17 protein-coding genes are annotated in these 22482 nt (G+C 38.5%); 8 read left to right on the forward strand and 9 right to left on the reverse strand.

Going from position 1 to position 22482, the window contains the following annotated elements; all coding sequences use genetic code 11:
* Positions 1 to 78: 78 nt before the first annotated feature.
* The 7 genes from infC to AC2IP4_RS07350 all read right to left on the reverse strand — a co-directional run bounded on the left by infC (position 79) and on the right by AC2IP4_RS07350 (position 7065).
* Complete coding sequence (gene infC, locus AC2IP4_RS07320) at positions 79 to 549, reverse strand: translation initiation factor IF-3 (protein WP_486307238.1); 471 nt, start codon at positions 547 to 549, stop codon at positions 79 to 81.
* An 84-nt stretch (positions 550 to 633) separates the two neighbouring features.
* A complete protein-coding gene (gene thrS / locus AC2IP4_RS07325; RefSeq protein WP_065591793.1) occupies positions 634 to 2562 on the reverse strand; it encodes a threonine--tRNA ligase in 1929 nt (642 codons plus the stop codon).
* Between the two features lie 224 nt (positions 2563 to 2786).
* Positions 2787 to 3533, reverse strand: coding sequence for a sporulation protein (locus AC2IP4_RS07330; RefSeq protein ID WP_486310137.1), 747 nt, complete (start codon positions 3531 to 3533; stop codon positions 2787 to 2789).
* A gap of 80 nt (positions 3534 to 3613) precedes the next feature.
* Positions 3614 to 4696 carry a site-2 protease family protein gene (locus AC2IP4_RS07335; RefSeq protein WP_375322348.1) on the reverse strand — a complete coding sequence of 361 codons (1083 nt, stop codon included), beginning with the start codon at positions 4694 to 4696 and terminating at the stop codon, positions 3614 to 3616.
* Positions 4697 to 4713: 17 nt separating this feature from the next.
* Positions 4714 to 5031 (reverse strand): N(4)-acetylcytidine aminohydrolase, encoded by a 318-nt coding sequence (gene yqfB, locus AC2IP4_RS07340; RefSeq protein WP_375322347.1) that lies wholly within the window; start codon positions 5029 to 5031, stop codon positions 4714 to 4716.
* Positions 5032 to 5099: 68 nt separating this feature from the next.
* Positions 5100 to 6455 (reverse strand): molecular chaperone, encoded by a 1356-nt coding sequence (gene yegD / locus AC2IP4_RS07345; RefSeq protein ID WP_486310138.1) that lies wholly within the window; start codon positions 6453 to 6455, stop codon positions 5100 to 5102.
* Between the two features lie 61 nt (positions 6456 to 6516).
* Positions 6517 to 7065, reverse strand: a complete 549-nt coding sequence (locus AC2IP4_RS07350) for a phosphatase PAP2 family protein (protein WP_486310139.1) — start codon at positions 7063 to 7065, stop codon at positions 6517 to 6519.
* A 209-nt stretch (positions 7066 to 7274) separates the two neighbouring features.
* On the opposite strand from AC2IP4_RS07350, the gene AC2IP4_RS07355 reads away from it, so the two are divergent.
* A complete protein-coding gene (locus AC2IP4_RS07355) occupies positions 7275 to 7982 on the forward strand; it encodes a DUF3581 domain-containing protein (protein WP_375322345.1) in 708 nt (235 codons plus the stop codon).
* A gap of 123 nt (positions 7983 to 8105) precedes the next feature.
* Positions 8106 to 9428: an IS4 family transposase gene (locus AC2IP4_RS07360; RefSeq protein ID WP_130088442.1), complete on the forward strand. Its 1323-nt coding sequence runs from the start codon at positions 8106 to 8108 to the stop codon at positions 9426 to 9428.
* A 524-nt stretch (positions 9429 to 9952) separates the two neighbouring features.
* Here AC2IP4_RS07360 and gyrA read toward each other — a convergent pair.
* On the reverse strand, positions 9953 to 12655 hold the full coding sequence (gene gyrA, locus AC2IP4_RS07365) for a DNA gyrase subunit A (protein WP_486310140.1): 2703 nt from the start codon (positions 12653 to 12655) through the stop codon (positions 9953 to 9955).
* A 323-nt stretch (positions 12656 to 12978) separates the two neighbouring features.
* Between gyrA and ubiG the strand changes: the two genes are divergently transcribed.
* The 6 genes from ubiG (at position 12979) to AC2IP4_RS07395 (ending at position 21148) form a co-directional block, all read left to right on the forward strand.
* Positions 12979 to 13683 carry a bifunctional 2-polyprenyl-6-hydroxyphenol methylase/3-demethylubiquinol 3-O-methyltransferase UbiG gene (gene ubiG / locus AC2IP4_RS07370; RefSeq protein ID WP_375322343.1) on the forward strand — a complete coding sequence of 235 codons (705 nt, stop codon included), beginning with the start codon at positions 12979 to 12981 and terminating at the stop codon, positions 13681 to 13683.
* A gap of 486 nt (positions 13684 to 14169) precedes the next feature.
* Positions 14170 to 16446 (forward strand): class 1a ribonucleoside-diphosphate reductase subunit alpha, encoded by a 2277-nt coding sequence (gene nrdA / locus AC2IP4_RS07375; RefSeq protein ID WP_375322342.1) that lies wholly within the window; start codon positions 14170 to 14172, stop codon positions 16444 to 16446.
* A gap of 174 nt (positions 16447 to 16620) precedes the next feature.
* Positions 16621 to 17754: a class Ia ribonucleoside-diphosphate reductase subunit beta gene (gene nrdB / locus AC2IP4_RS07380; RefSeq protein WP_375322341.1), complete on the forward strand. Its 1134-nt coding sequence runs from the start codon at positions 16621 to 16623 to the stop codon at positions 17752 to 17754.
* Positions 17755 to 17929: 175 nt separating this feature from the next.
* Positions 17930 to 20011, forward strand: a complete 2082-nt coding sequence (locus AC2IP4_RS07385) for a sensor domain-containing diguanylate cyclase (protein WP_486310141.1) — start codon at positions 17930 to 17932, stop codon at positions 20009 to 20011.
* Between the two features lie 543 nt (positions 20012 to 20554).
* The gene (locus tag AC2IP4_RS07390; protein ID WP_375322339.1) at positions 20555 to 20854 is read left to right on the forward strand and encodes a hypothetical protein; all 300 of its coding nucleotides are present in this window, start codon (positions 20555 to 20557) and stop codon (positions 20852 to 20854) included.
* 84 nt (positions 20855 to 20938) lie between these two features.
* Entirely contained in the window at positions 20939 to 21148 is a 210-nt protein-coding gene (locus AC2IP4_RS07395; RefSeq protein WP_486310746.1) for a 2Fe-2S iron-sulfur cluster-binding protein, read from the forward strand.
* A gap of 46 nt (positions 21149 to 21194) precedes the next feature.
* Here the strand turns inward: AC2IP4_RS07395 and AC2IP4_RS07400 are convergent, their stop codons facing one another.
* Positions 21195 to 22430: a CinA family nicotinamide mononucleotide deamidase-related protein gene (locus tag AC2IP4_RS07400; protein WP_375322337.1), complete on the reverse strand. Its 1236-nt coding sequence runs from the start codon at positions 22428 to 22430 to the stop codon at positions 21195 to 21197.
* Positions 22431 to 22482 lie beyond the last annotated feature (52 nt).

The raw sequence follows: 22482 nt of genomic DNA on the forward strand, positions 1-22482 counted from the left end.
TTAAACATATAGTAATTAGGCGAATAAAACAGGATAACTGCGAGCAGCTACCCCACTTTACTACTTGAATGCACTAAATTACTTCTTCTTAGGGGCCAACACCATAATCATCTGGCGACCTTCAATTCTCGATGGGAAAGATTCAACTAGAGCAAACTCTTCAGTATCCGCTTTCAAACGATTAAGAACGTCAACACCGATGTTTTGGTGAGCCATTTCGCGGCCACGGAAGCGAATTGTTACCTTCACTTTGTTGCCGTCTTCAAGGAAACCAGTCAGGTTGCGTAGTTTTACCTGATAGTCTCCAATATCAGTTCCAGGTCTAAATTTAATTTCTTTAGTCTGAACCTGTTTTTGTTTTTTCTTCTGTTCTTTAGCAGCCTTAGCCTTTTCGAAGAGGAATTTGCCATAGTCCATCACACGACAAACTGGTGGCTCGGCATTCGGGCTGATTTCAACTAGATCGACACCTGCTTCAAGTGCAACGTCTAACGCTTCATTTAGTGAAACGACACCAACTGATTCGCCATCTAGACCTGTAAGGCGCACTTCTTTAACGCCAGTAATTTCACCGTTTAGACGATGAGCATTTTGTTTAGCCGGCTGTTGGGCTCTTTTTCCGCCTTTAATACCTTATTCCTCCACAGTATTGAGCGTTCGGGCACTAACTTCTTGCTGCAGGAATGCAACAAAATCATCAATTTTAAATTTACCCAAATCTTTACCTTTACGAGTACGTACTGCAATTTCGCCAGCTTCCATTTCTTGGTCACCACAAACAAGCATGTACGGAACACGTTTCAAAGTATGTTCCCTGATTTTAAAGCCAATCTTCTCATTTCTCAAGTCCGCTTTGACTCTAAATCCATTTTTTTGCAGTTTTTTTGCAATTTCTTGTACATAATCAGCTTGTTTGTCTGTAATGCCCATTACAATTGCTTGTTCTGGCGCCAACCATGTTGGGAAAAAGCCTGCGTAGTCTTCAATTAAGATACCAATGAATCGCTCAAGAGAACCTAAAATCGCGCGGTGAATCATCACTGGTGTGTGACGTTCGTTATCTTCACCTACGTAAGTTGCCCCTAAACGCTCTGGTAATGCAAAATCGAGCTGTACTGTACCACATTGCCACGCACGGTCCAGACAATCATGCAAAGTAAATTCAATTTTCGGTCCGTAGAATGCACCTTCACCCTCTTGAATCTCATAAGCGATTTCCATCGACTCTAGAGCAAGGATTAAATCGGCTTCTGCTTTGTCCCACATTTCATCAGAACCCACACGTTGTTCAGGACGTGTAGATAACTTAACTACGATGTTTTCAAAACCGAACGTTGTATATGTATCATAAACCATCTCAATACATGATTTCACTTCATCTTGTACTTGTGCTTCTGTACAGAAGATATGTGCATCATCTTGAGTAAAGCCACGAACACGCATGATGCCGTGTAAAGCACCTGATGGCTCGTTACGGTGACATGAACCGAACTCAGCCATACGTAATGGCAGATCACGGTATGATTTCAGACCTTGGTTAAAGATTTGAACGTGACCAGGACAGTTCATAGGCTTGATAGCGTATTCACGGTTCTCAGAGCTTGTTGTGAACATCGCCTCAGCGTATTTATCCCAGTGACCAGAACGCTCCCAAAGTACACGGTCCATCATTAATGGGCCTTTAACTTCTTGGTAATCGTATTCTGTTAGTTTTTCACGTACGAATACTTCTAGCTCACGGAAGATAGTCCAACCGTTGTGGTGCCAGAAAACCATACCTGGTGCTTCTTGTTGCATATGGAACAGATCAAGATGTTTACCAATCTTACGGTGGTCACGCTTTGCTGCTTCTTCTAGGCGGATAAGATGTGCTTTAAGCAGTTTCTTATCTTGGAATGCAGTGCCATAGATACGTTGAAGCATTTTGTTGTCGCTATTACCACGCCAGTATGCACCAGCTACACTCAGAATCTTAAAGTTCTGGCAGAAACTCATGTTTGGTACGTGAGGACCACGACACATGTCGATGTATTCTTCATGATGGTATAAACCTGGACGATCGTCTTTAGATACGTTTTCGTCAAGGATTTCAATTTTGTACGTTTCGCCACGAGCATCGAATGCATCGCGCGCTTCTTGCCAGCTTACGTTCTTCTTGATTACTTGGTACTTGGTTTTAGCAAGGTCTTTCATACGCTTTTCAATCTTATCAAGATCTTCTTGCGTTAAAGAATGCTCCATATCGATATCGTAGTAGAAACCGTTATCGATAGTAGGACCAATCGCCATTTTAGCTTCTGGGAAAAGCTGCTTAACTGCGTGACCTAAAAGGTGCGCACAAGAGTGACGAATGATTTCTAAACCATCTTCATCTTTTGCTGTGATGATTTCAAGTTGTGCATCATTTTCAATTAAATCACACGCATCAACACGAACGCCATCAACACGACCAGCGATACAAGCTTTCGCAAGACCTGGACCGATATCAGCAGCAACATCCATAGTAGAAACAGCATTATCGAATTGACGTTGAGAACCGTCTGGAAGAGTAATTACAGGCATGTTTTATCCTTTACAGTGGTGTTGCACACGAAGCAACACATGCTAAAAATTAATAAGTCTAAATAATAGATTGTCTAAGATGTAAGGATCAATCAACCACACAAAGGTCGGGAACACTTACAAGTCGGTCATTGTACGACTCTTAATCAGCTAATGCAAAAAAGAATCGAGATCACAAAAATGATGTCGATTCTTTTATTATATCTAACAATAGAAAGCGTTAACTACACACGTAATATCTTTTGCACTGCATTATGAATCTCAGCACTTGATGCATTACTATTTAGTGAAAACGACACATATTGGTCACCGCGATTAAAGCCCATCGAACGATCGACTTCAGCTAAACAATGAAGTACTTGCCCATCAAGAATAAACGACAGTTCTATCTCTTTTTTATTCATGAATCCATTACTTCTAAATTCAATCTCTTGGTAACCACCTGAGTGCGATTTAAAGTGACCACCATTAAGGTAGCCCTGCTCTATATCTGCTTTCACCATACTAAAGCCTGCGTGCTCTATTTGATGAATGATCGTTGCTGCAACAGGCATTGGTTTTACAATCAGTAAATCACGGTCGGTTGGGTCAATCGAAAAATCAATATCTAGAACAGTTTCAACCCAAACATCACAATGGTTATCACGAACATTTAATGCTGTGATCGGAGTTTCATCAGGCAGCTTAATTGTGAATCGCATCTCCTGCTTCTCCCCTGCTTGGATAACAAAAGGATTTACTGCTTGAGTATGAAACAGAGTCAATGTTTGATAACTAGTACCGTTATCGTTTTCTACTTTAACTTCTGTATTGAGTTTTAGGTGAATTGCATCAATTTTCTGCTCAACATCGCCACCTTGGATATGAACAGTCCCTATTAGAGTGTCACCTTGAAATAACTCTGGATTTTCTAAAATGGTATCTACCTTTGCGGCACCTATACCTAACGAGGCTTTTAATTTTTTAAACATCCTTTCGTCCTTTTATATGCTTTTTATTCAATTCTGTCCGAGGTTACTTGCAACTAAAAACTTAGTCTCAATCTTTTAGACTAGGTACCTAAAATTTGCATGGGTAATTGTAATAAAGCATCACCACTGCTAGCAAAGTACCAGATAATCCCAATAAGTGAACTTACTAACCCTACATACCATGCCGCTGATACCAATTGGCCATACTTATCGAGAGGCAGTAAATGGCTATGATGACGAGCACGCCATTCAAATACGATTTCAAGACTTCCCATAATAAGTAAGAAACCAAAAAGTGCGAGACCTAATTGGTAACTTAATATAACACCACCTACTGCAGCTAATGCGCATAATGTAATACCTAACTTGCTGTTCATTGAGAAGCTGATACTTTTAAGTACGTGTCCCCCATCTAACGGCAATATTGGCAATAAATTAAAGAGATTCAAAAAGGCGTTAAATACAGCAAGGCCTGCAAAAAACATCTCGCCGGTTATCCAATAAACTACCATCAATATTAAAGAGAGGATCAAACCAAAGAATGGCCCCATAATAGAGATAACAACATCTTGCCAACGTGTATTTATTTTCTCATCACTGAGTGCTAAACCACCAAGGAACGGGATTAAGTAGATACCTTTCGTTTTCATACCAAAGTATTTCATTGCGCGAATATGGCCGTATTCATGAAATACAAGGCAAGCAATAAGTGATAATGCAAACTCAATAGAAAAGAGCCATGAGTACGCGGCAATACTGGCGGAAGCTAAAGCCACTTTAATTAACTTTGCACTTTTTAACGCTTTCATCCCTAACGAAACAAGCCCTATCAAGCTGAATTTTCTTTCTGCTTTAATTGGCGTATGCGGTACTTGCTGCTCGATATCTTTAGTATTACGAGAGCCTTCTGCAATCAACTGGCCATCAACCATTGCACGATACTCAATAAGAAAAGGCTGCCATGTCACTGTAGCTTCCAAGCGGCAAGTTAATATACTTTCGCCTTGATTGAGCTGAAATTCATGCACGTAATGATCTTGATGATCAGCAGACGCCGCTTGTTGTGCAACTAAAGTATTACCCCAAAACACTTGCTGCCAACCAGCCATTGAACCTTCTAAACGGAGTGGCTGCCCTAAAAAGTCAATAGATAATAGTTCCATTACTTACCTTTACTCTCTTATACTAAATGGTACAAAATAACGTACAGCTGACCTTTATTTGGATAGATCTCTTCAATGATGTTTTTAAGCTCTTCTAAAGTCATGTTTTCTTGTTCTGCATGATACTGATTAAGATCGTCAAAATTAATTGGGTCAACAGCATCAATTGCTAGGCGACAAAAACGACGATTATCTTCATAGGTACTCACTTCGACTTCTGTTCCTACCACGTAATTTTTTTCAGATTCATCACGAATGGTGATTACTTTTTTACCTGACAAAATATCGGCTTCAAAACGTTCAAAAAATGTCATGGCTGTCGGTGCTACTTTCATTGTATTTTCCTAATATAATTCGAGCTGCGACAGTGCAGCTCGAAAATTAACTATTGATAAAAATGGTGTTATTGACCAAAACAGTAGTTAGCCCAATGCGCTAAGCCAGCAGTTACCGAACCAAAGTAATTACCCCCCACAATTTCAATGTTTGGTAATTGTTGCTGTAATGCCGCTCGCAAAATTGGTGAACGAGCTGAACCACCTGTAACATAAATAATGTCTGGCGTTCGACCGGCTTGCTGAATCGCTTCTTTTACTAACTTATTGATGTTGTCTTGTGGCTTTGCAATCGCTTCTGCTAAATCTGACTGATTAAGAGATAACGATAAACCTTCATCTAAGTAACTTAAATCAATCGCATGCTCTAGGTGTTCTGATAACGCGATTTTTGTTTGTTCTGCATCTCGCAATAATTTATAGCTTAATTTCTCATCATAAAGCTTAATTAAACGCGCTAATTTTTCAGGCTCTTGAGTATCGTTCATCATCTGTAAAAGGTGTTTACGGTTACCAAAACCAAAGAAATCTAATTGAGCCACAATATTATTGATCGCTATTGGATTCCAGAATTGAGTCATTGGTAATTCAAGACCTTTATGAGTACGACTTTGAGAACCCAATAAAGGCATTAATTGACGATGTGCTAAATGGATATCTAAATCATTACCGCCAATACGAGAACCACTGTGAGATAAGATCCCTTTGGTACGATCATGATGCTCTCTCCATGACGGTCCCATTTGGATCATTGAACAGTCTGTTGTACCACCGCCAATATCGACAATAAGAACTGTTTTGTCTTCATTTAGTGTTTGTTCGTAATCTAGGCCAGCAGCAACGGGTTCAAATTGAAATTCAATATTCTTAAAGCCAACACGTATGGCCGCACGAGATAATATTGAAATCGCTTGACTATTTGCTTCATCACTCGCTGCACCTTGAAAGTTTACAGGACGACCGATAACTGTGGAGGTGATATCTTGTTGTAGCTCTTGCTCTGCTTTGCTTTTGATGTTCTTCATCATCGCAGTAACAAGATCTTCGAACAAGCTAACTTGAACATCACGCAGACCAGAAACCCCTAGGAAGGACTTTGGTGATTTAACGTAATAAACATCTTCAGGATCATCAATGTAAGTATTCAGTGCTGCTTGGCCAAATGTCATCGACTCAGCATCGACATCAATATCTTCTTCACGGTTAAATGAAATAGCGGTATGAAGTAAACGTTCATTAATATCTGTACTTGGTTGTACACCCCAAATACGGAATAGATACTCAGAAACAGCTTCACGTGTAGGCGCACATAACGCTGAAGGAATAAAGGTGCTATCCCCTTCTAGCTTTAATAGCTTCGCTTGATTATTTTGGATGGTCGCCACTGAGCAGTTGGCGGTTCCGTAGTCAAATCCAATAAACATGTTGTACACCTAGCATCGATAAAAGGGAGCCGATTTTACTCGCTTGTTGTCCCTTTGCCAATCAAAATGAGAAAGATGCTGCTATTCCAACCTGATCTTGATTAATTATGGGCACAATCATCACTTGATTTGAGTCTATATACTTATCAGTCACCAAATATTGAATCGTTGTTGCTAATACTGCACCTGCAATAACGTCTCGCCAGTAATGATGATCATTCTCTACTCGTGAATATCCAACTAACCCTGCACCGAGGTAAGCAGGAAGACCGTACTCCCAACCGTAGCGAAACTGTAAATAAGACGCCCCTTGAAATACTGCAGATGAATGCCCCGAAGGAAAACTTAAATCATCCTCACCGTTTGGTCTCTCTTCTCTTACTGTATATTTTAATGCTTGTGTTGCTGCTAACGTATAGGTTGCGCCTTTAGCAAACATCCAAAAACCATCATAGTCTTCTTTATATAAAGCAATTGAACCTGCAATGATTGGAATTCCTACAGCACCAATATCAGCAGCCATATCTCCTGATTTTTTTTCTTCTGCACAAGCAAAAGAATTCATAAAAATGAATGAACCTGCTATTCCTATTTTTACTAATGATTTCATTGGTGCCCTTTATTTAAGCAATCACTGCATTTAGGTATTATTTCGAAATTATAACGACTAAAACGTGAAGTAATTGTCAATTTATCTACAATTTGAAACGTTTAACCGATTGTTTTTACGTTTATTATGACTGGATAGACCATTTGACGATAAGAGATTGGGTATACTAACGCCGTTATTTCATTAGCTAGGTTTTTACCAAATATATTATGCAGTTAAATCAATATTTTTCGGAAACAGATAATTCATTCGAATTCACCCGTCAGCAAGCAAGTGATTTTGCAAAAAAAGTAGCTGGTGATTTCAACCCTATTCATAACGTAGACTCAAAACGTTTCTGTGTTCCTGGTGATTTATTGTTTGCCGTTTTACTATCTAAAACGGGCATTAGTAACAAAATGCATTTTGACTTTGCCGGAATGGTCGCTGGCGGGACAGCTCTTCATATCAATCACCTTGAAGAGGGTGAATATTCATTATCAGACGAAAACGATAAAGAGTACTTGCACGTTAGCCGTAGCGGTGAGAAAAATTTAAACCCTGAGTTTATCGAGCACGTAGTAAAACAATACGTTCAATTCTCTGGCATGAACTTCCCTCACATCATGGTTCCATTAATGGAAGAAAAGCAATTAATGATTAATTGCCAACGTCCTTTAGTCATTTATGAAAGTATGGATATAGAGTTTACCCGTCTAGATATTTCAACACCAAGTGTTGAATTTACGGGAGCAACTATGGATATCGAAGGTAAACGTGGCCTTGTTAAATTAAACTTTAAATTCACTGAGGACGGTGAAGAAGTAGGACACGGCACTAAACGTATGATTGCTACGGGCTTAAAAGCTTATGATCAAGCGGCAATTGATGATCTTGTTGAAAGATTTACTGCATTGAAAGTGGCTTACAACAGTTAATCTTATAAAACATAAAGTTATTTACAAAAAGGAGCATATTGCTTAATGCCGATCGTTTAGCTACTTGAACGATCCTCCAGATGCCTCATAATCGGTCGTAACGTAAGTTACGGCCGATTTTTTATGTCTGAATTTTCAAAAGAGTTACAAATTACCGCAGAGTTTTGCCACGAACGTCCAATCGATGTGTTCAGTAAGCATATTCCTTTAGAGTGGGTTGAAGAAGCGATTCAACAAACGGGACGAACATCGCTCCGAAAACGCCGACTACCCGCTGAACAAGCTGTTTGGCTAGTTCTAGGGATTGGGCTCCAGCGTAATCGCTCCATTCAAGATGTCTGTGATAAGTTGGAGTTGGCATTCCCTGATGTGGATGGCAAATTCACGCCTATGGCAACAAGCAGTATTATCAAGGGAAAAGAACGTCTCGGTGATAAACCTATGCGCTACTTATTTAAAACTACAGCACAACAGTGGGAGCAACAGTCAGACTTTGATGAAGTTTGCGGTTTGAAGCTTCTTAGTGTCGATGGCACACATTTCAAAACTCATAATACAGAAGAAAATCAACATTTCGGCTTTGCTCAAAAAGGGGCATCGCTTCCGAGTGTACTGGCGGTAACATTGATGTCAACACGCAGCCATCTTGTCTCTGATGCTGCTTTTGGGCCAGTGACAAATAGTGAAATATCCTATGCTCAACAACTAGTGGGCTCAGCACCTGATGATTCATTAACACTCTTTGATAGAGGGTTCACTTCTGCAGAGCTATTTACCACCTGGCGTGGCGCAAGCAGTAACACTCATTGGTTAACACCAATCAAGGCTAAGATGCGTTATGACATCGTTGAGAGTTATACTGAACATGATCATCTCATTGATATGCCCGTTTCACCACAAGCTCAAAAGCTTGCTCCTTATCTTGATAAAAAGTGGCAGGCTCGACTTATTCTTATCCCAACGCCTACAGGTGAAATCAAAGGCTTTATTACTTCTTGCCTATGTCCGGAACGCTACCCATTTGATACATTGGTTAAAGTGTATTGGGAGCGTTGGGAAATCGAGCGCAGTTACGGAGAGCTCAAGCAGTATCAGTTGCAGAACAAGCCAGTATTACGAAGCAAGAAAAAAGTTGGCGTATATCAGGAGTTATGGGGAATATTAACCAGCTACAACATAGTAAGGCTGGAAATGGCTGAAATGGCTAAACAGCACGAAGTTGAGCCCCTGCGGATCAGCTTTATCAATGCACTATTTTTAATTATGGACGAGATGATTTGGGCGAGTGATACACGAAGCCCTGGAGCGATACCAAAAAACTTAAAGGCTCTCAGGGAAAGTGGGAAACGGCTTATTCTCCCCAAGAAACGGAATAGGAAACCATATCCCCGAGCAGTTTTAAAAAAGGCAGTCAAATATCCTAATAAACATACCACTCGCCCTTAAGCGAGTGGCATTAAGCATATTGCTCCTTTTTTTTGTGAATAAATCAAGATAAATCACGATCTGCGCTATTGTTTTACGATAAATATCATACGATACTTAACATATACCTATAACGATTATGAATGCTATGAGCTTCATAACATTACTAAAGCTGGCTAGAATGAAATCAACAATAAATACCAAAGAGCAAGAACAATCCAGGCGATCTACACTAAGAGATCCCCTTTCCGAAAAAACAACATCCCCACTTATAAATAATCATTACACATGCTGCGAATGTTATGCCGCTTGGTTCGGAAAACCTATCTGCATAGCGTGTGGAAAAGAAAAGTTTGTTGTCATCACTGATTTATATTCCGAAAGGGGTAAATTTGATATCTTCTAATTACTCGCTTAATTAAGATTGAAGTCTATCTCATGATAATATCTATATAACGTAAGCAGTCATTATTTGTCCTTAATACCGGACATAAAAAAGCCCACTTATTTCTAAGCGGGCTTTTTAAATACATTACAGTAAGATATTACTCTTCTGTTGTATCTTCATCAGATTCAGCTTGAGGCATATCACCAGCTTCAGTAGTTACTGCCGCTTCTGTGATCCCACCCTCTTCACCTTCAAGGATTTCAAGTTCTTCTGGTTCATCAATGCGTTGTAGGCCAACTACATTTTCATCTTCAGCAGTACGGATCAGCGTAACACCTTGGGTATTACGACCCACTTGGCTTACTTCTGATACGCGAGTACGAACTAGCGTACCTGCATCAGTAATCATCATGAACTCATCTTTAACATCAACTTGAACCGCACCAACAACGCTGCCGTTACGCTCAGAAACTTTGATAGATACAACACCTTGTGTTGCTCGGCTCTTTGTTGGGTATTCAGACAGTTTAGTACGTTTACCGTAACCATTTTGAGTTGCCGTTAATACATCCCCCACTTTTCTTGAATAAAATGCAGGCGTTAACAATGGGTTAGTTAAGTGCATTGCTGCTTTATTCAATTTAACACGAGGAACAATTAACGAAACAACCTGATCTTCACCAGTCAGTTTCATACCACGAACACCCGAAGCAGTACGACCCATTCCACGAACATGCTCTTCGTTGAAACGAACCACTTTACCTGCTTTAGAGAACAGCATGATTTCATTTGAACCATCAGTGATATCAACACCGATCAATGAATCATCTTCACGTAGATTAACTGCAATCAGGCCGTTTGCACGAACTTTAGCAAATTGATCCAGAGATGTTTTCTTAACCGTACCATCACCTGTTGCCATGAAGATAAACTTATCTTCAGAGTATTCAGATACTGGTAGAATCGCTGTAATACGCTCACCTTCTTCTAAAGGAAGAATGTTTACGATAGGCTTACCACGAGCAGTACGGCTAGCTTGAGGAAGTTGGAATACTTTCAAGCTGTATGCTTTACCACGCGTAGAGAAGCAAAGGATATTATCATGAGTATTAGCAACAAGTAGACGCTCGATATAATCGGTGTCTTTCATCTTCGTTGCACTCTTACCTTTACCACCACGACGCTGAGCTTCGTAATCACCTAGGATTTGGTACTTAACATAACCTTCACGAGAAAGCGTTACTACTACGTCTTCTTGTGTGATTAAGTCTTCCATGTCGATATCGTGAATTGCAGCACCAATTTCAGTACGACGCTCATCACCATAAGTATCACGAACGGCTACTAATTCGTCACGGATAACTTCCATTAGACGTTCAGTGCTTGCAAGGATATGCATTAGCTCTGCGATCTCATCCAATAAAGCTTTGTATTCGTCTAGAATCTTTTCATGCTCTAAACCAGTTAAACGGTGTAGGCGAAGTTCTAGAATTGCTTGAGCTTGTTGTTCCGTTAAGAAGTATTTGCCTTCACGAATACCAAACTCTGGCTCTAACCAATCAGGGCGAGCTGCATCTGTTCCTGCACGCTCTAGCATGTCAGCTACGTTGCCAAGATCCCAACCGCGAGCGACTAGGCCTAGTTTAGCTTCTGCTGGAGTTGGCGCATTTTTGATTAGCTCAATGATTTCATCAATGTTTGCTAATGCTAGTGCTAAACCTTCAAGGATATGAGCACGATCACGCGCTTTGCGTAATTCAAAAATAGTACGACGAGTTACCACTTCACGACGGTGATCAACAAAACACTTCAACATTTCTTTCAAGTTGAACAGTTTTGGTTGGCCATTGTCTAGTGCAACCATGTTTACGCCGAATGTAGTTTGAAGCTGAGTTAATGAGTACAGGTTATTAAGAACCACCTCACCGACTGCATCACGCTTACATTCAATAACAATACGCATACCATCTTTATCAGATTCGTCACGCAGTGCTGAAATGCCTTCTACTTTCTTATCTTTAACAAGCTCTGCAATCTTTTCAATTACACGGGCTTTGTTTACTTGATAAGGGATCTCAGTAACAATAATGGTTTCTTTGCCATTCTTGTCAGCTTCGATGTTTGCTTTAGAACGCATGTAAACTTTACCACGGCCTGTTTTATATGCATCAACGATGCCTTTACGACCGCTGATTAATGCAGCTGTCGGAAAGTCAGGACCTGGAATGTAGTTTATTAGCTCATCGATAGTGATATCTTCATTCTCGATAAATGCTAAGCAACCATTAACCACTTCTGTTAAGTTATGAGGTGGAATGTTTGTTGCCATACCAACAGCGATACCTGATGCACCATTAACTAATAAGTTAGGTACACGAGTTGGTAATACTGCAGGGATTTGTTCTGTACCATCATAGTTAGGAACGTAGTCTACGGTTTCTTTGTCTAAATCTGCCAACAGTTCGTGAGCAATTTTCGACATACGAACTTCGGTATAACGCATCGCCGCCGCTGAATCCCCATCGATAGAACCAAAGTTACCTTGGCCATCAACAAGCATGTAGCGTAGTGAGAACGGCTGCGCCATACGTACTATCGTGTCGTATACAGCACTATCACCGTGTGGGTGATATTTACCAATTACGTCGCCGACTACACGGGCAGATTTTTTATATGGTTTATTCCAATCATTACCTAATACATCCATCGCGAATAAAACACGGCGGTGTACAGGTTTTAGACCATCACGCACATCTGGAAGAGCACGACCAACGATTACTGACATCGCATAGTCTAGGTATGAACCTCGAAGCTCATCTTCAATATTTACGGGCGTGATCCCTTTAGCAAGATCGCTCATAGAGCCAATATCCCTCAATTAGTTCTGTCGTATCAATATCAATTACTTTATCAATCATACTATCTATAAAGACAAAGTAATTGATACTGATAAACGTGCAAGATTGCAAAATATAGCACATAACACTTCTATTTCGCATCGTTTTAATTCGTAAAACAGCTCTTAAGCTTAAGAATCCTACGAAATCGGGAGCAAGTCACATAGCTGAGCATCATATTCTTGAAAAAGCTCATAAAAACGGTGAAAAAATCACCATTTTAAAGTCTCTCTTTCTGTTTTTTTTCTGTATATAATAAGAGGAAGATAAAAAAGGAATAATTACTATGACTCAGCAGTTAAATGTCGATCCGGCAGAAATCAAAAAATTTGAAGATATGGCGTCTCGTTGGTGGGATCTAGAAGGTGAATTTAAACCACTGCATCAAATCAATCCATTGCGCCTAAACTACGTATTAGATAATGCAAATGGCTTATTTGGTAAGAAGGTATTAGATGTTGGCTGTGGTGGCGGTATCTTAGCTGAGAGCATGGCAAACCAAGGCGCTGATGTTATCGGATTAGATATGGGCAAGGAGCCTCTTACCGTTGCTCGATTACATGCCTTAGAGACAGGTACTATATTAGAGTATATTCAGTCCACAGCTGAACAGCATGCCGAAGAAAACCCTGAAACATACGATGTCATTACGTGTATGGAAATGTTAGAACACGTCCCTGACCCACTCTCTGTCATCCAATCCTGTGCAAAGATGATAAAACCCGGCGGACACGTATTTTTCTCTACATTAAATCGTAATATTAAATCTTACCTATTTGCGATTGTTGGTGCAGAGCAATTACTTAAACTTGTACCTAAAGGCACGCATGATCACGATAAGTTCATACGTCCATCAGAGCTATTAAAAATGCTAGATCAAACCGCATTGCAAGAACAAGGTATTACAGGCTTACATTACAATCCGTTAACAGATGTCTATTCATTAGGCAAAAACGTAGATGTTAACTATATCGTTCATACCTCCCTATAAGTCTCTATCATAATTTTCACTCTTTATCTGTGTTCTTAATACAAATAAAGAGTGAATTAATTTCAAAATATCTCAATTCTTAACTTGTTTACTAAAGCCGCATAAATGCTAAATTTAGAACAACAAATCAGCAATTTTTTTTGATTCTTAGAGATCCACCTAAACCACAAAAATCAAGAAAAATATTTTTTCAATTGTCTACTTCTCCACCATTACTAAATACGCTATTTCTGATGTCTTGATATAGCTAATCTCACTCGGTTAGTGCCTACTTACTGTTTTTTTTAATTCATAGGTTATCCACAGGGCAGTCTCATTTCCTGACTTGATTACCTCACAATTTATCACTATCTTGTACTCAATTACTTATTAAGCCCTACATGTTGTGTTTAGTTCCAAACTCAACACTATGAGCTTGATCACAAATTAATAACGAAAATTACAAATATTACATCTTTCGTTCTTCATCCTAAGGAAAAGTAGCAAATGACCCAACAGCTTACCGTTACTAAGCGAAATGGCACCACAGAAAAGATCAATTTGGAGAAGATCCACAAAGTGATCACCTGGGCTGCAGAAGATCTAGATAATGTTTCAGTATCTCAAGTTGAAATGAAATCTCATATCCAATTTTATGATGGTATGAAGACATCAGATATTCATGAAACCATTATCAAAGCAGCTGCCGATCTTATCTCTGAAGAAACGCCAGATTACCAATACCTTGCGGCTCGTTTGTCTGTTTTCCACCTTCGTAAAAAAGCGTATGGCGAATTTGAGCCACCAAGGCTGTTTAATCACGTACTCAATCTAATCGAATTAGGTAAATACGATAAGCACATTACTGAAGATTATACTGAAGCAGAATTCGACCTGATGGATCAAATGATCGATCACAGTCGTGATATGGACTTTTCATACGCTGCGGTTAAACAACTTGAAGGCAAATATTTCGTTCAGAACCGTGTAACGGGCGCGATCTACGAAAGTGCACAATTCCTTTATATCCTTGTTGCAGCATGTTTATTTGCAAAATACCCTAGAGATACGCGTCTTGATTATATTAAGCGTTTCTACGATGCAACATCTACTTTTAAGATTTCACTGCCAACTCCAATTATGTCAGGAGTACGTACTCCTACGCGTCAATTCAGCTCTTGTGTTCTTATTGAGTGTGACGACAGCCTAGATTCAATTAACGCAACTGCTGGTTCAATTGTACGTTATGTATCTCAACGTGCTGGTATTGGTATCAATGCAGGTCGTATTCGTGCTCTTGGCTCTGAGATCCGTGATGGTGAAGCTTTCCATACGGGTTGTATTCCATTCTACAAATACTTCCAAACAGCAGTAAAATGTTGTTCTCAAGGTGGTGTTCGTGGTGGTGCTGCTACCTTATTCTACCCTATTTGGCATCGTGAAGTTGAATCTCTACTGGTTCTAAAAAACAACCGTGGTGTTGAAGAAAACCGTGTTCGTCATATGGACTACGGCGTACAAATTAATAAACTAATGTACACTCGCCTAATTAAAGGTGGTCATATTAGTTTGTTCTCACCATCTGATGTTCCTGGTTTATATGACGCATTCTTTGCTGATCAAGTTGAATTTGAGCGTCTATATGATATCTATGAACAAGATACGTCAATCAAGCGTGAAACCGTAAAAGCAATTGACCTGTTCTCTTTGCTTATGCAAGAGCGTGCGTCAACAGGTCGTATCTACATTCAAAATGTCGATCACTGTAATACACACAGCCCATTTGACCCAAGTGTTGCACCAGTTCGTCAATCTAACTTGTGTCTAGAAATCGCGCTACCAACTAAGCCATTAACACATGTTAACGATGAAGAAGGTGAAATTGCACTTTGTACTCTATCTGCGTTTAATTTAGGTGCGATTGAGAAACTTGAAGATCTTGAAGAATTAGCTGAGCTTGCAGTTCGTGCTCTTGATGCATTACTTGATTACCAAGACTACCCTCTTCCTGCTGCATACAAATCAACCATGAATCGCCGTACATTAGGTGTTGGCGTTATTAACTACGCTTACTACCTTGCGAAAAATGGCGTGAAGTATTCTGATGGCAGTGCAAACGGACTAACACACAAAACGTTTGAAGCAATTCAGTTTTATCTTCTAAAAGCATCTGTTGGTTTAGCAAAAGAGCAAGGCGCTTGTCCTGCGTTCAATGAAACAACTTATGCGCAAGGTATCTTACCTATCGACTCTTATAAGAAAGACATCGATAACGTATGTACTGAGCAATTACATCTAGATTGGGAAACATTGCGTCAAGAGATTAAAACTCACGGCCTACGTAACTCAACACTGTCTGCATTAATGCCTTCAGAAACGTCTTCTCAAATCTCTAACGCAACCAATGGTATTGAACCACCACGTGGCTTTGTGTCAGTAAAAGCATCTAAAGATGGCATCTTGAAGCAAGTTGTTCCTGATTACGTAAATCTAAAAGATAACTATGAGTTACTTTGGAACATCGGTTCAAACGATGGTTATCTACAACTTGTAGGTATCATGCAGAAATTTGTTGACCAAGCTATCTCTGCAAATACAAATTATGATCCAAACCTTCAGCCAAATGGCAAAGTGCCAATGAAACTGTTGTTAAAAGACCTATTAACGGCTTATAAACTAGGCCTTAAAACTCTTTATTATCATAACACCCGTGATGGTGCTAGCGACTCACAAGGTGATCTTGGACAAGATGACGATTGTGCAGGCGGCGGTTGTAAGATCTAAGTTTTCATTCTAAAATCAAGCCCGCTTTCATTAGCGGGCTTATTTATCTTTTAGCTCTATATCTATAATTATTAATCCAATATGTGCCTAAATTCGTATAGGTATCTATCGGCATAATTTTTAAATAAAGAAGCCCTTCTCTATTTCTTTGGCTTTAATCACATTGAGGTTTCCATGGCGTACAGTACTTTCCGACAAGAAAAAAATGATCAATTGAAAGAACCTATGTTCTTAGGTAACTCGGTAAATGTTGCTCGTTATGACCAACAAAAATTTCAGATCTTTGAAAAACTTATCGAAAAGCAACTTTCGTTCTTCTGGCGTCCGGAAGAAGTTGATGTTTCTGGTGACCGCATTGATTACAATAATCTGCCAGAGCATGAACAACATATCTTCATCAGTAACCTAAAATACCAAACTTTATTAGATTCAATCCAAGGTCGAAGCCCAAACGTTGCTTTACTGCCTTTGGTTTCTATTCCTGAATTAGAAACATGGATTGAAACATGGTCTTTCTCTGAAACGATCCACTCACGTTCATACACTCATATTGTTCGAAATATTGTTAATGATCCTTCAGTAATTTTTGATGACATCGTTGAAAATGAAGAAATCCTAAAACGTGCAAAAGACATTGCACACTATTACGATAATTTGATCCAAGCAACAAATGATTACCACCGTCTAGGCGAAGGCACTCATACGATCAATGACGAAGAAGTTATCGTGTCAAAACGTGAATTAAAGAAAAAACTTTATCTTTGTTTAATGTCCGTTAATGCACTAGAAGCGATTCGTTTCTATGTAAGCTTCGCTTGTTCTTTTGCGTTTGCAGAACGTAAATTAATGGAAGGTAATGCAAAGATCATCAAACTCATTGCTCGTGATGAAGCCCTTCATTTAACCAGTACTCAGCATATGGTTAACCTACTCCGCACGGGGCAAGATGATCCTGAATTTGTAAAAATTGCAGCAGAGTGTGAGCAAGAATGCTTTGATTTATTTAAAGCAGCAGCGGAACAAGAAAAAGAATGGGCAAATTATTTATTTAAAGATGGCTCAATGATTGGTTTAAATAAAGATATTCTTTGTCAATACGTTGAATACATCACTAACCTACGTATGAAAGCCGTTGGTCTTAATAGTGCATACGAAGGCGCAACTCAAAACCCTATTCCATGGATTAACTCTTGGTTAAGCTCTGATAATGTTCAGGTTGCTCCTCAAGAAACAGAAATTAGTTCATATCTTGTTGGGCAAATTGATAACGATATGGATGCAGATGATTTAGGCGATTTTGAGCTTTAAGTTTATCTGAAAAATACAAGCCGAGCCTAGTTGCTCGGTTTTTTTATGCCTACAATTTATGACCTCATCCACAATTTAGACTTATCGATAGAATTAAAAATGAGACATCACTTCATATAATTATTCATATATGCAATAATTTCTTGTAATAACATAATAATTATAAAAGTAAATTATGGCAAAGAATCTATGGAATGATTATTTACTGGAGCAAGTACGCCAGTTACCCTCAGCTTCATCCAAAGAGCAGGTTCAATTTCACCTGAATACGATCACAGTTGAAGCATTAAAACAAAATCAAATTGTCCCACCACAATTTGACTATATACTTCAAGCTTACCTTCTCTCTCGTTCAGGGAAATTAATCGAATCCATCAGTTTATTTTTTGATGCCATTACTTTTGCTCAGCAAAACAAACAAGAGTTCTTAATCTGTTTCTGTAATTATAATATCGGCACACTTTATGGAATGCTTGGTAATTATTTTTATGCCCATAAGTTTTTAACAAAAGCAGAAAAATCACAGCAATTTTGTGATAATTATATAACAGGGCTTATTAAAAATAATATTGGTGATATTTTTCGTCAAATTGGTAACTTCAGTGAAGCTCTTATTTATCTTTACGAAGCAAAAAAGCGACTAGAGCAATACGGCTCAAAGTCATCAATCGCTTTACCACTCTTTAATATTGCAGAAATTAAAGCAAAACAATGTCGTTTTACTGAATCCCAAGCGATCCTCAACTCCCTTTTTCATCATATCCAAAATGAGCCTCGTTTTTTAGGTTTTTACTATAAAATCAAAGCTGAAATCTCGAATGGATTAGAGCTACTAGAAGAAGCTGAAAAATATCATCTACTTTCAATTGAAAAAATGAAAGTAAGCCAACACGATTATTATTATGCTGAAATGATTTTAGAATATTGTCAATTTTTAACCAGCTATGATAAATACTCAATGCTTGATCAATATATTAAACAAGGGCTAGATATTGCTAAAGCCATTGAGAGCGATAAGCTAATTGATGGTTTCAATGACATTATCTTACTTCGAATTAAAGATATTAAAGAAATAGACATCAGAGAAAAACATTATCAAACCTTAACCTCTTCTCTACTGAACTCTAGACGAGAATTACTTAAAAGAGAAAGTGACTACCTACAGCAGCTTTATCGTCTTAACATCGCTAAACTTGAACTTAGTACAGTAAAATCGTTGTCTGAAAACTTAGCGCTAATTAATAAGATTGGTCAATATATTAATAATAGTACCGATATTCAAAGTATCTTACCTAAGATCCAAGAAGATCTTTCTGCGTTATTCCAAACAGATACATTGGCATTAGGCTTTTATGATAAAGAAAAAGACAATATAACGATTCACTACATGGATGACAAACAACTGGTCACACACCCTTATATAACCCATTGCCAAACTGAAGCGACTTATATGAGTTATTGTATAAAAAGCGATTCCTCATTTTATTTTAATCATATGAATTCAGAACAAAAAGTAATAATGCTAGGAGATAACTGCGATAAACGAGTGACTTGTAAATCAGTCATGTTCTCTCCCATTAAGTTTAATGGAAAAGTACAAGCTTGCTTTACTGTACAAGCCAAAGAAAGCTACCAATACCAAGCATTTCACTTTGAACTGTTTATTCAATTGATTAACTATATTTCCATTGCACTTGAGAACCAATACAACCGTCAACAGTTATTGTATTTATCACAAACAGATCACCTAACCCAACTTTGGAATCGTAACTCTCTTGAGTCACATTTTAATCAACTCAAGCGACAATCGACTCAAAATTATACGGGGATCATGCTAGATATCGATCATTATAAAGAATACAACGACACTTATGGCCATATTGCTGGAGATGAAGTTTTAATCAAGATAAGTCAACTCATCAAAAAGCATTTTCATTGTTTAAAAACACGAGTATATCGCTACGGTGGTGATGAGTTTTTCATTCTAATCTCTGAGATCGTTCAAGATAAAATGCGTAACAAAATCGAATGCTTATTAAGTGAAATTAAACACTTACCGATCCCTCATAAGAACTCATGCTGCTCAGAGGTAATATCGGCATCCGTAGGAATTAGCTACGCTATCGACCCATCAGGTTCTTTAACTCTTAATAAACTTATAGAGCAAGCAGATAAAGCATTATACAAGGCAAAAGACAACGGAAGAAACTGTTACTATGAAGGCTCTCAAATGGAAATACTAACGGAAAAACCTTAGTTATCAATACCAAATGAAAGCTGACCCACTTTTTAAAAATCACCGTTTGAATATTAGTCCACTTATTTTACTTTCATCAAGTATTCCTGATTTTCTCTTTGATTATAATCTATAACTGTCCCCACTCAGCTGAAGGACAGGTAGGTACAGGTTGCTCCACTTTCCAATAGCCCATTGCCTACGAAATAATATGAAGGATTGTGGGATCTTGGCGTTAAACTGAGTTTTTGCAACAACCCCATCTTTAAATCCGAGATTAACCTGTTAGATTTCACAGTAGAAATAAGATCAATATAATAATAAATTATGTTTATTGATTAACAACGTAACGAGGTAAAAATAGAACCTATTTTCTGTCTATGTCTAGTTTTTTTATGGTTTACTCCAACCATAATAACTTTGAATGAAGCTACTATTTTAATCTTTTAGCAAGGTAACACCCTATAAAACAGTAGTTTTTTTGGCCCAGATTGGCAGCTGGGCCACTTTTTTAAGTTTGTATTTAGAACCTTGTCCAGCTCAAATTATGGGAGAAGTTTAACAGTGGATTTAGTTAAAAATCACAAAACAAATTATAAAAAAGTAGTTGATTTATCTGAACAATCTTGGGGAGAAGCATTACAACATAGTATAACATCTATTAACGCATCAGTTTCTGGTGTTAATCAGTATCAGTGTATGAATACAAACAATGTTTTTTCTCATTTTTGTACAACGTCTTACTTAGGTTTAGAGTTTCATCCATCGGTATTCTGGGATCTTGGCGTTAAACTGAATTTTTTACAACAAGCCCCCTATTTTTTACTCCTATTATGCTATTATTTTGTTATCTATTTTATCTAAATAATTCGATATTATATGCTCAAAATACACATTAATCAGATTGTCACTTTAACTAATCAAGTCAATAAATCCCTGTTAGAACTCATGGAAGATCAAGGAATGGTAATTGAATCCCATTGTCGCAATGGTGACTGTGGAACGTGTCGCTGCACACTTACCTCAGGAGAAGTCAGCTACCAATCATTCCCTTTAGCTTTTTTAGCCCCTAATGAAATCTTACCTTGTGTATGCAAGGCAGAAACTGACCTCGTCCTTGAAGGGGTTAATTTTCAAATGTCCGAAAAAAAGGCATAAAAAAACGATCCGCTTGGATCGTTTCTTTTCTTAATAGAATCAATATTTATTGCAATGTACTTTGCGGTACATAAATTTCAGATTCTCTATTTAATGACTCATAGTGACCAAACATCGGTTTCTTTTCTAGACATCGACGTAACATATCAAGCATAAGCGTTGAAACAATTGAGCGCATTTCATTATAACTATAATTACGCTTAAGACTGATCAGTTGCCCCCACTCCCCGTACGGTGTCGATAGTGCCACTGCAACCTTGCCTTGTATCATTGGACCTGATGAAAGACCAATTGCTGTTTGTGTTCTTTCGCGTGTTGCTGCCGCTAATGCTAATGCGGCGGCCAAAGGGTCTTGTCCTGCCATTTGCTGATCAACCAGTGAAGACAAAATCCAGCCTTGCTTCATATTGATACGAATTTGCTCATCTTCTTGTAGCCAACTCGTCAACCAACCACCAGTTGCTTGTTCTGCAACCGTTAAGTTTAGTGAAAACTCACTTAGTAGTGCGCCGACATTAGGAAGCATAGATTCATCAACGCTAACAACATTATCGCCGAGTAAATGATACATTCTTTCTAATACAGGAAAACGTTCATCATGATTTGCTGGACCAAATAGTTTGACTTCAATAAAAGGCAAAGATGAACGATACCCAATTTCAAATCCATGAGGTAAGTGGATTTGCTGCAATTTATCTTGAATACCAGATTCAGATAAACCAAAAGTAAACAAACGGCTGCATTCAGACGCTTCTACCATTGGGTGCCATTGTTTCATCCGAGGTAAGATCTGATGCTCTACCATAACTTTAAATTCAGACGGCACACCTGGAGTAAATATCACTATTGATTGATTTACTTCAATAAAGAAACCACAAGCTGTCCCTACTGGGTTATCAATAAGCTGAGCGCCTTCTGGAAGCATAGCCTGCTTAATATTACTGTGTGGCATCTCTTTACCTAGCTCTAAGTATCGAGCTTGCATTCGATCTAACCAATATTGAGACATTACAAGTGGGGTATTTAATACCTTTGCTGCTGCTTCTCCAGAAATATCATCCGACGTTGGCCCTAACCCACCATTTACAATAACGACAGACGCAGTCGTCGCTTGATGTTGAATTTCAGCAACTAACGCCTCAATATTATCGCCAACAGTAGAACGGTTCGATAATTTAAAACCGTGTTGATAAAATAGTTGAGACATCCATGCAGCATTGGTATCAACAATATCCCCATGTAAGACTTCTTCACCTGTGCTAATCATTGCAACTTGCAACATGCACTCTTCCTCTTTGATATTTCTATAATTATGTCTAATTTATCACATTAAG

The organism is Aliivibrio thorii (assembly GCF_057368585.1).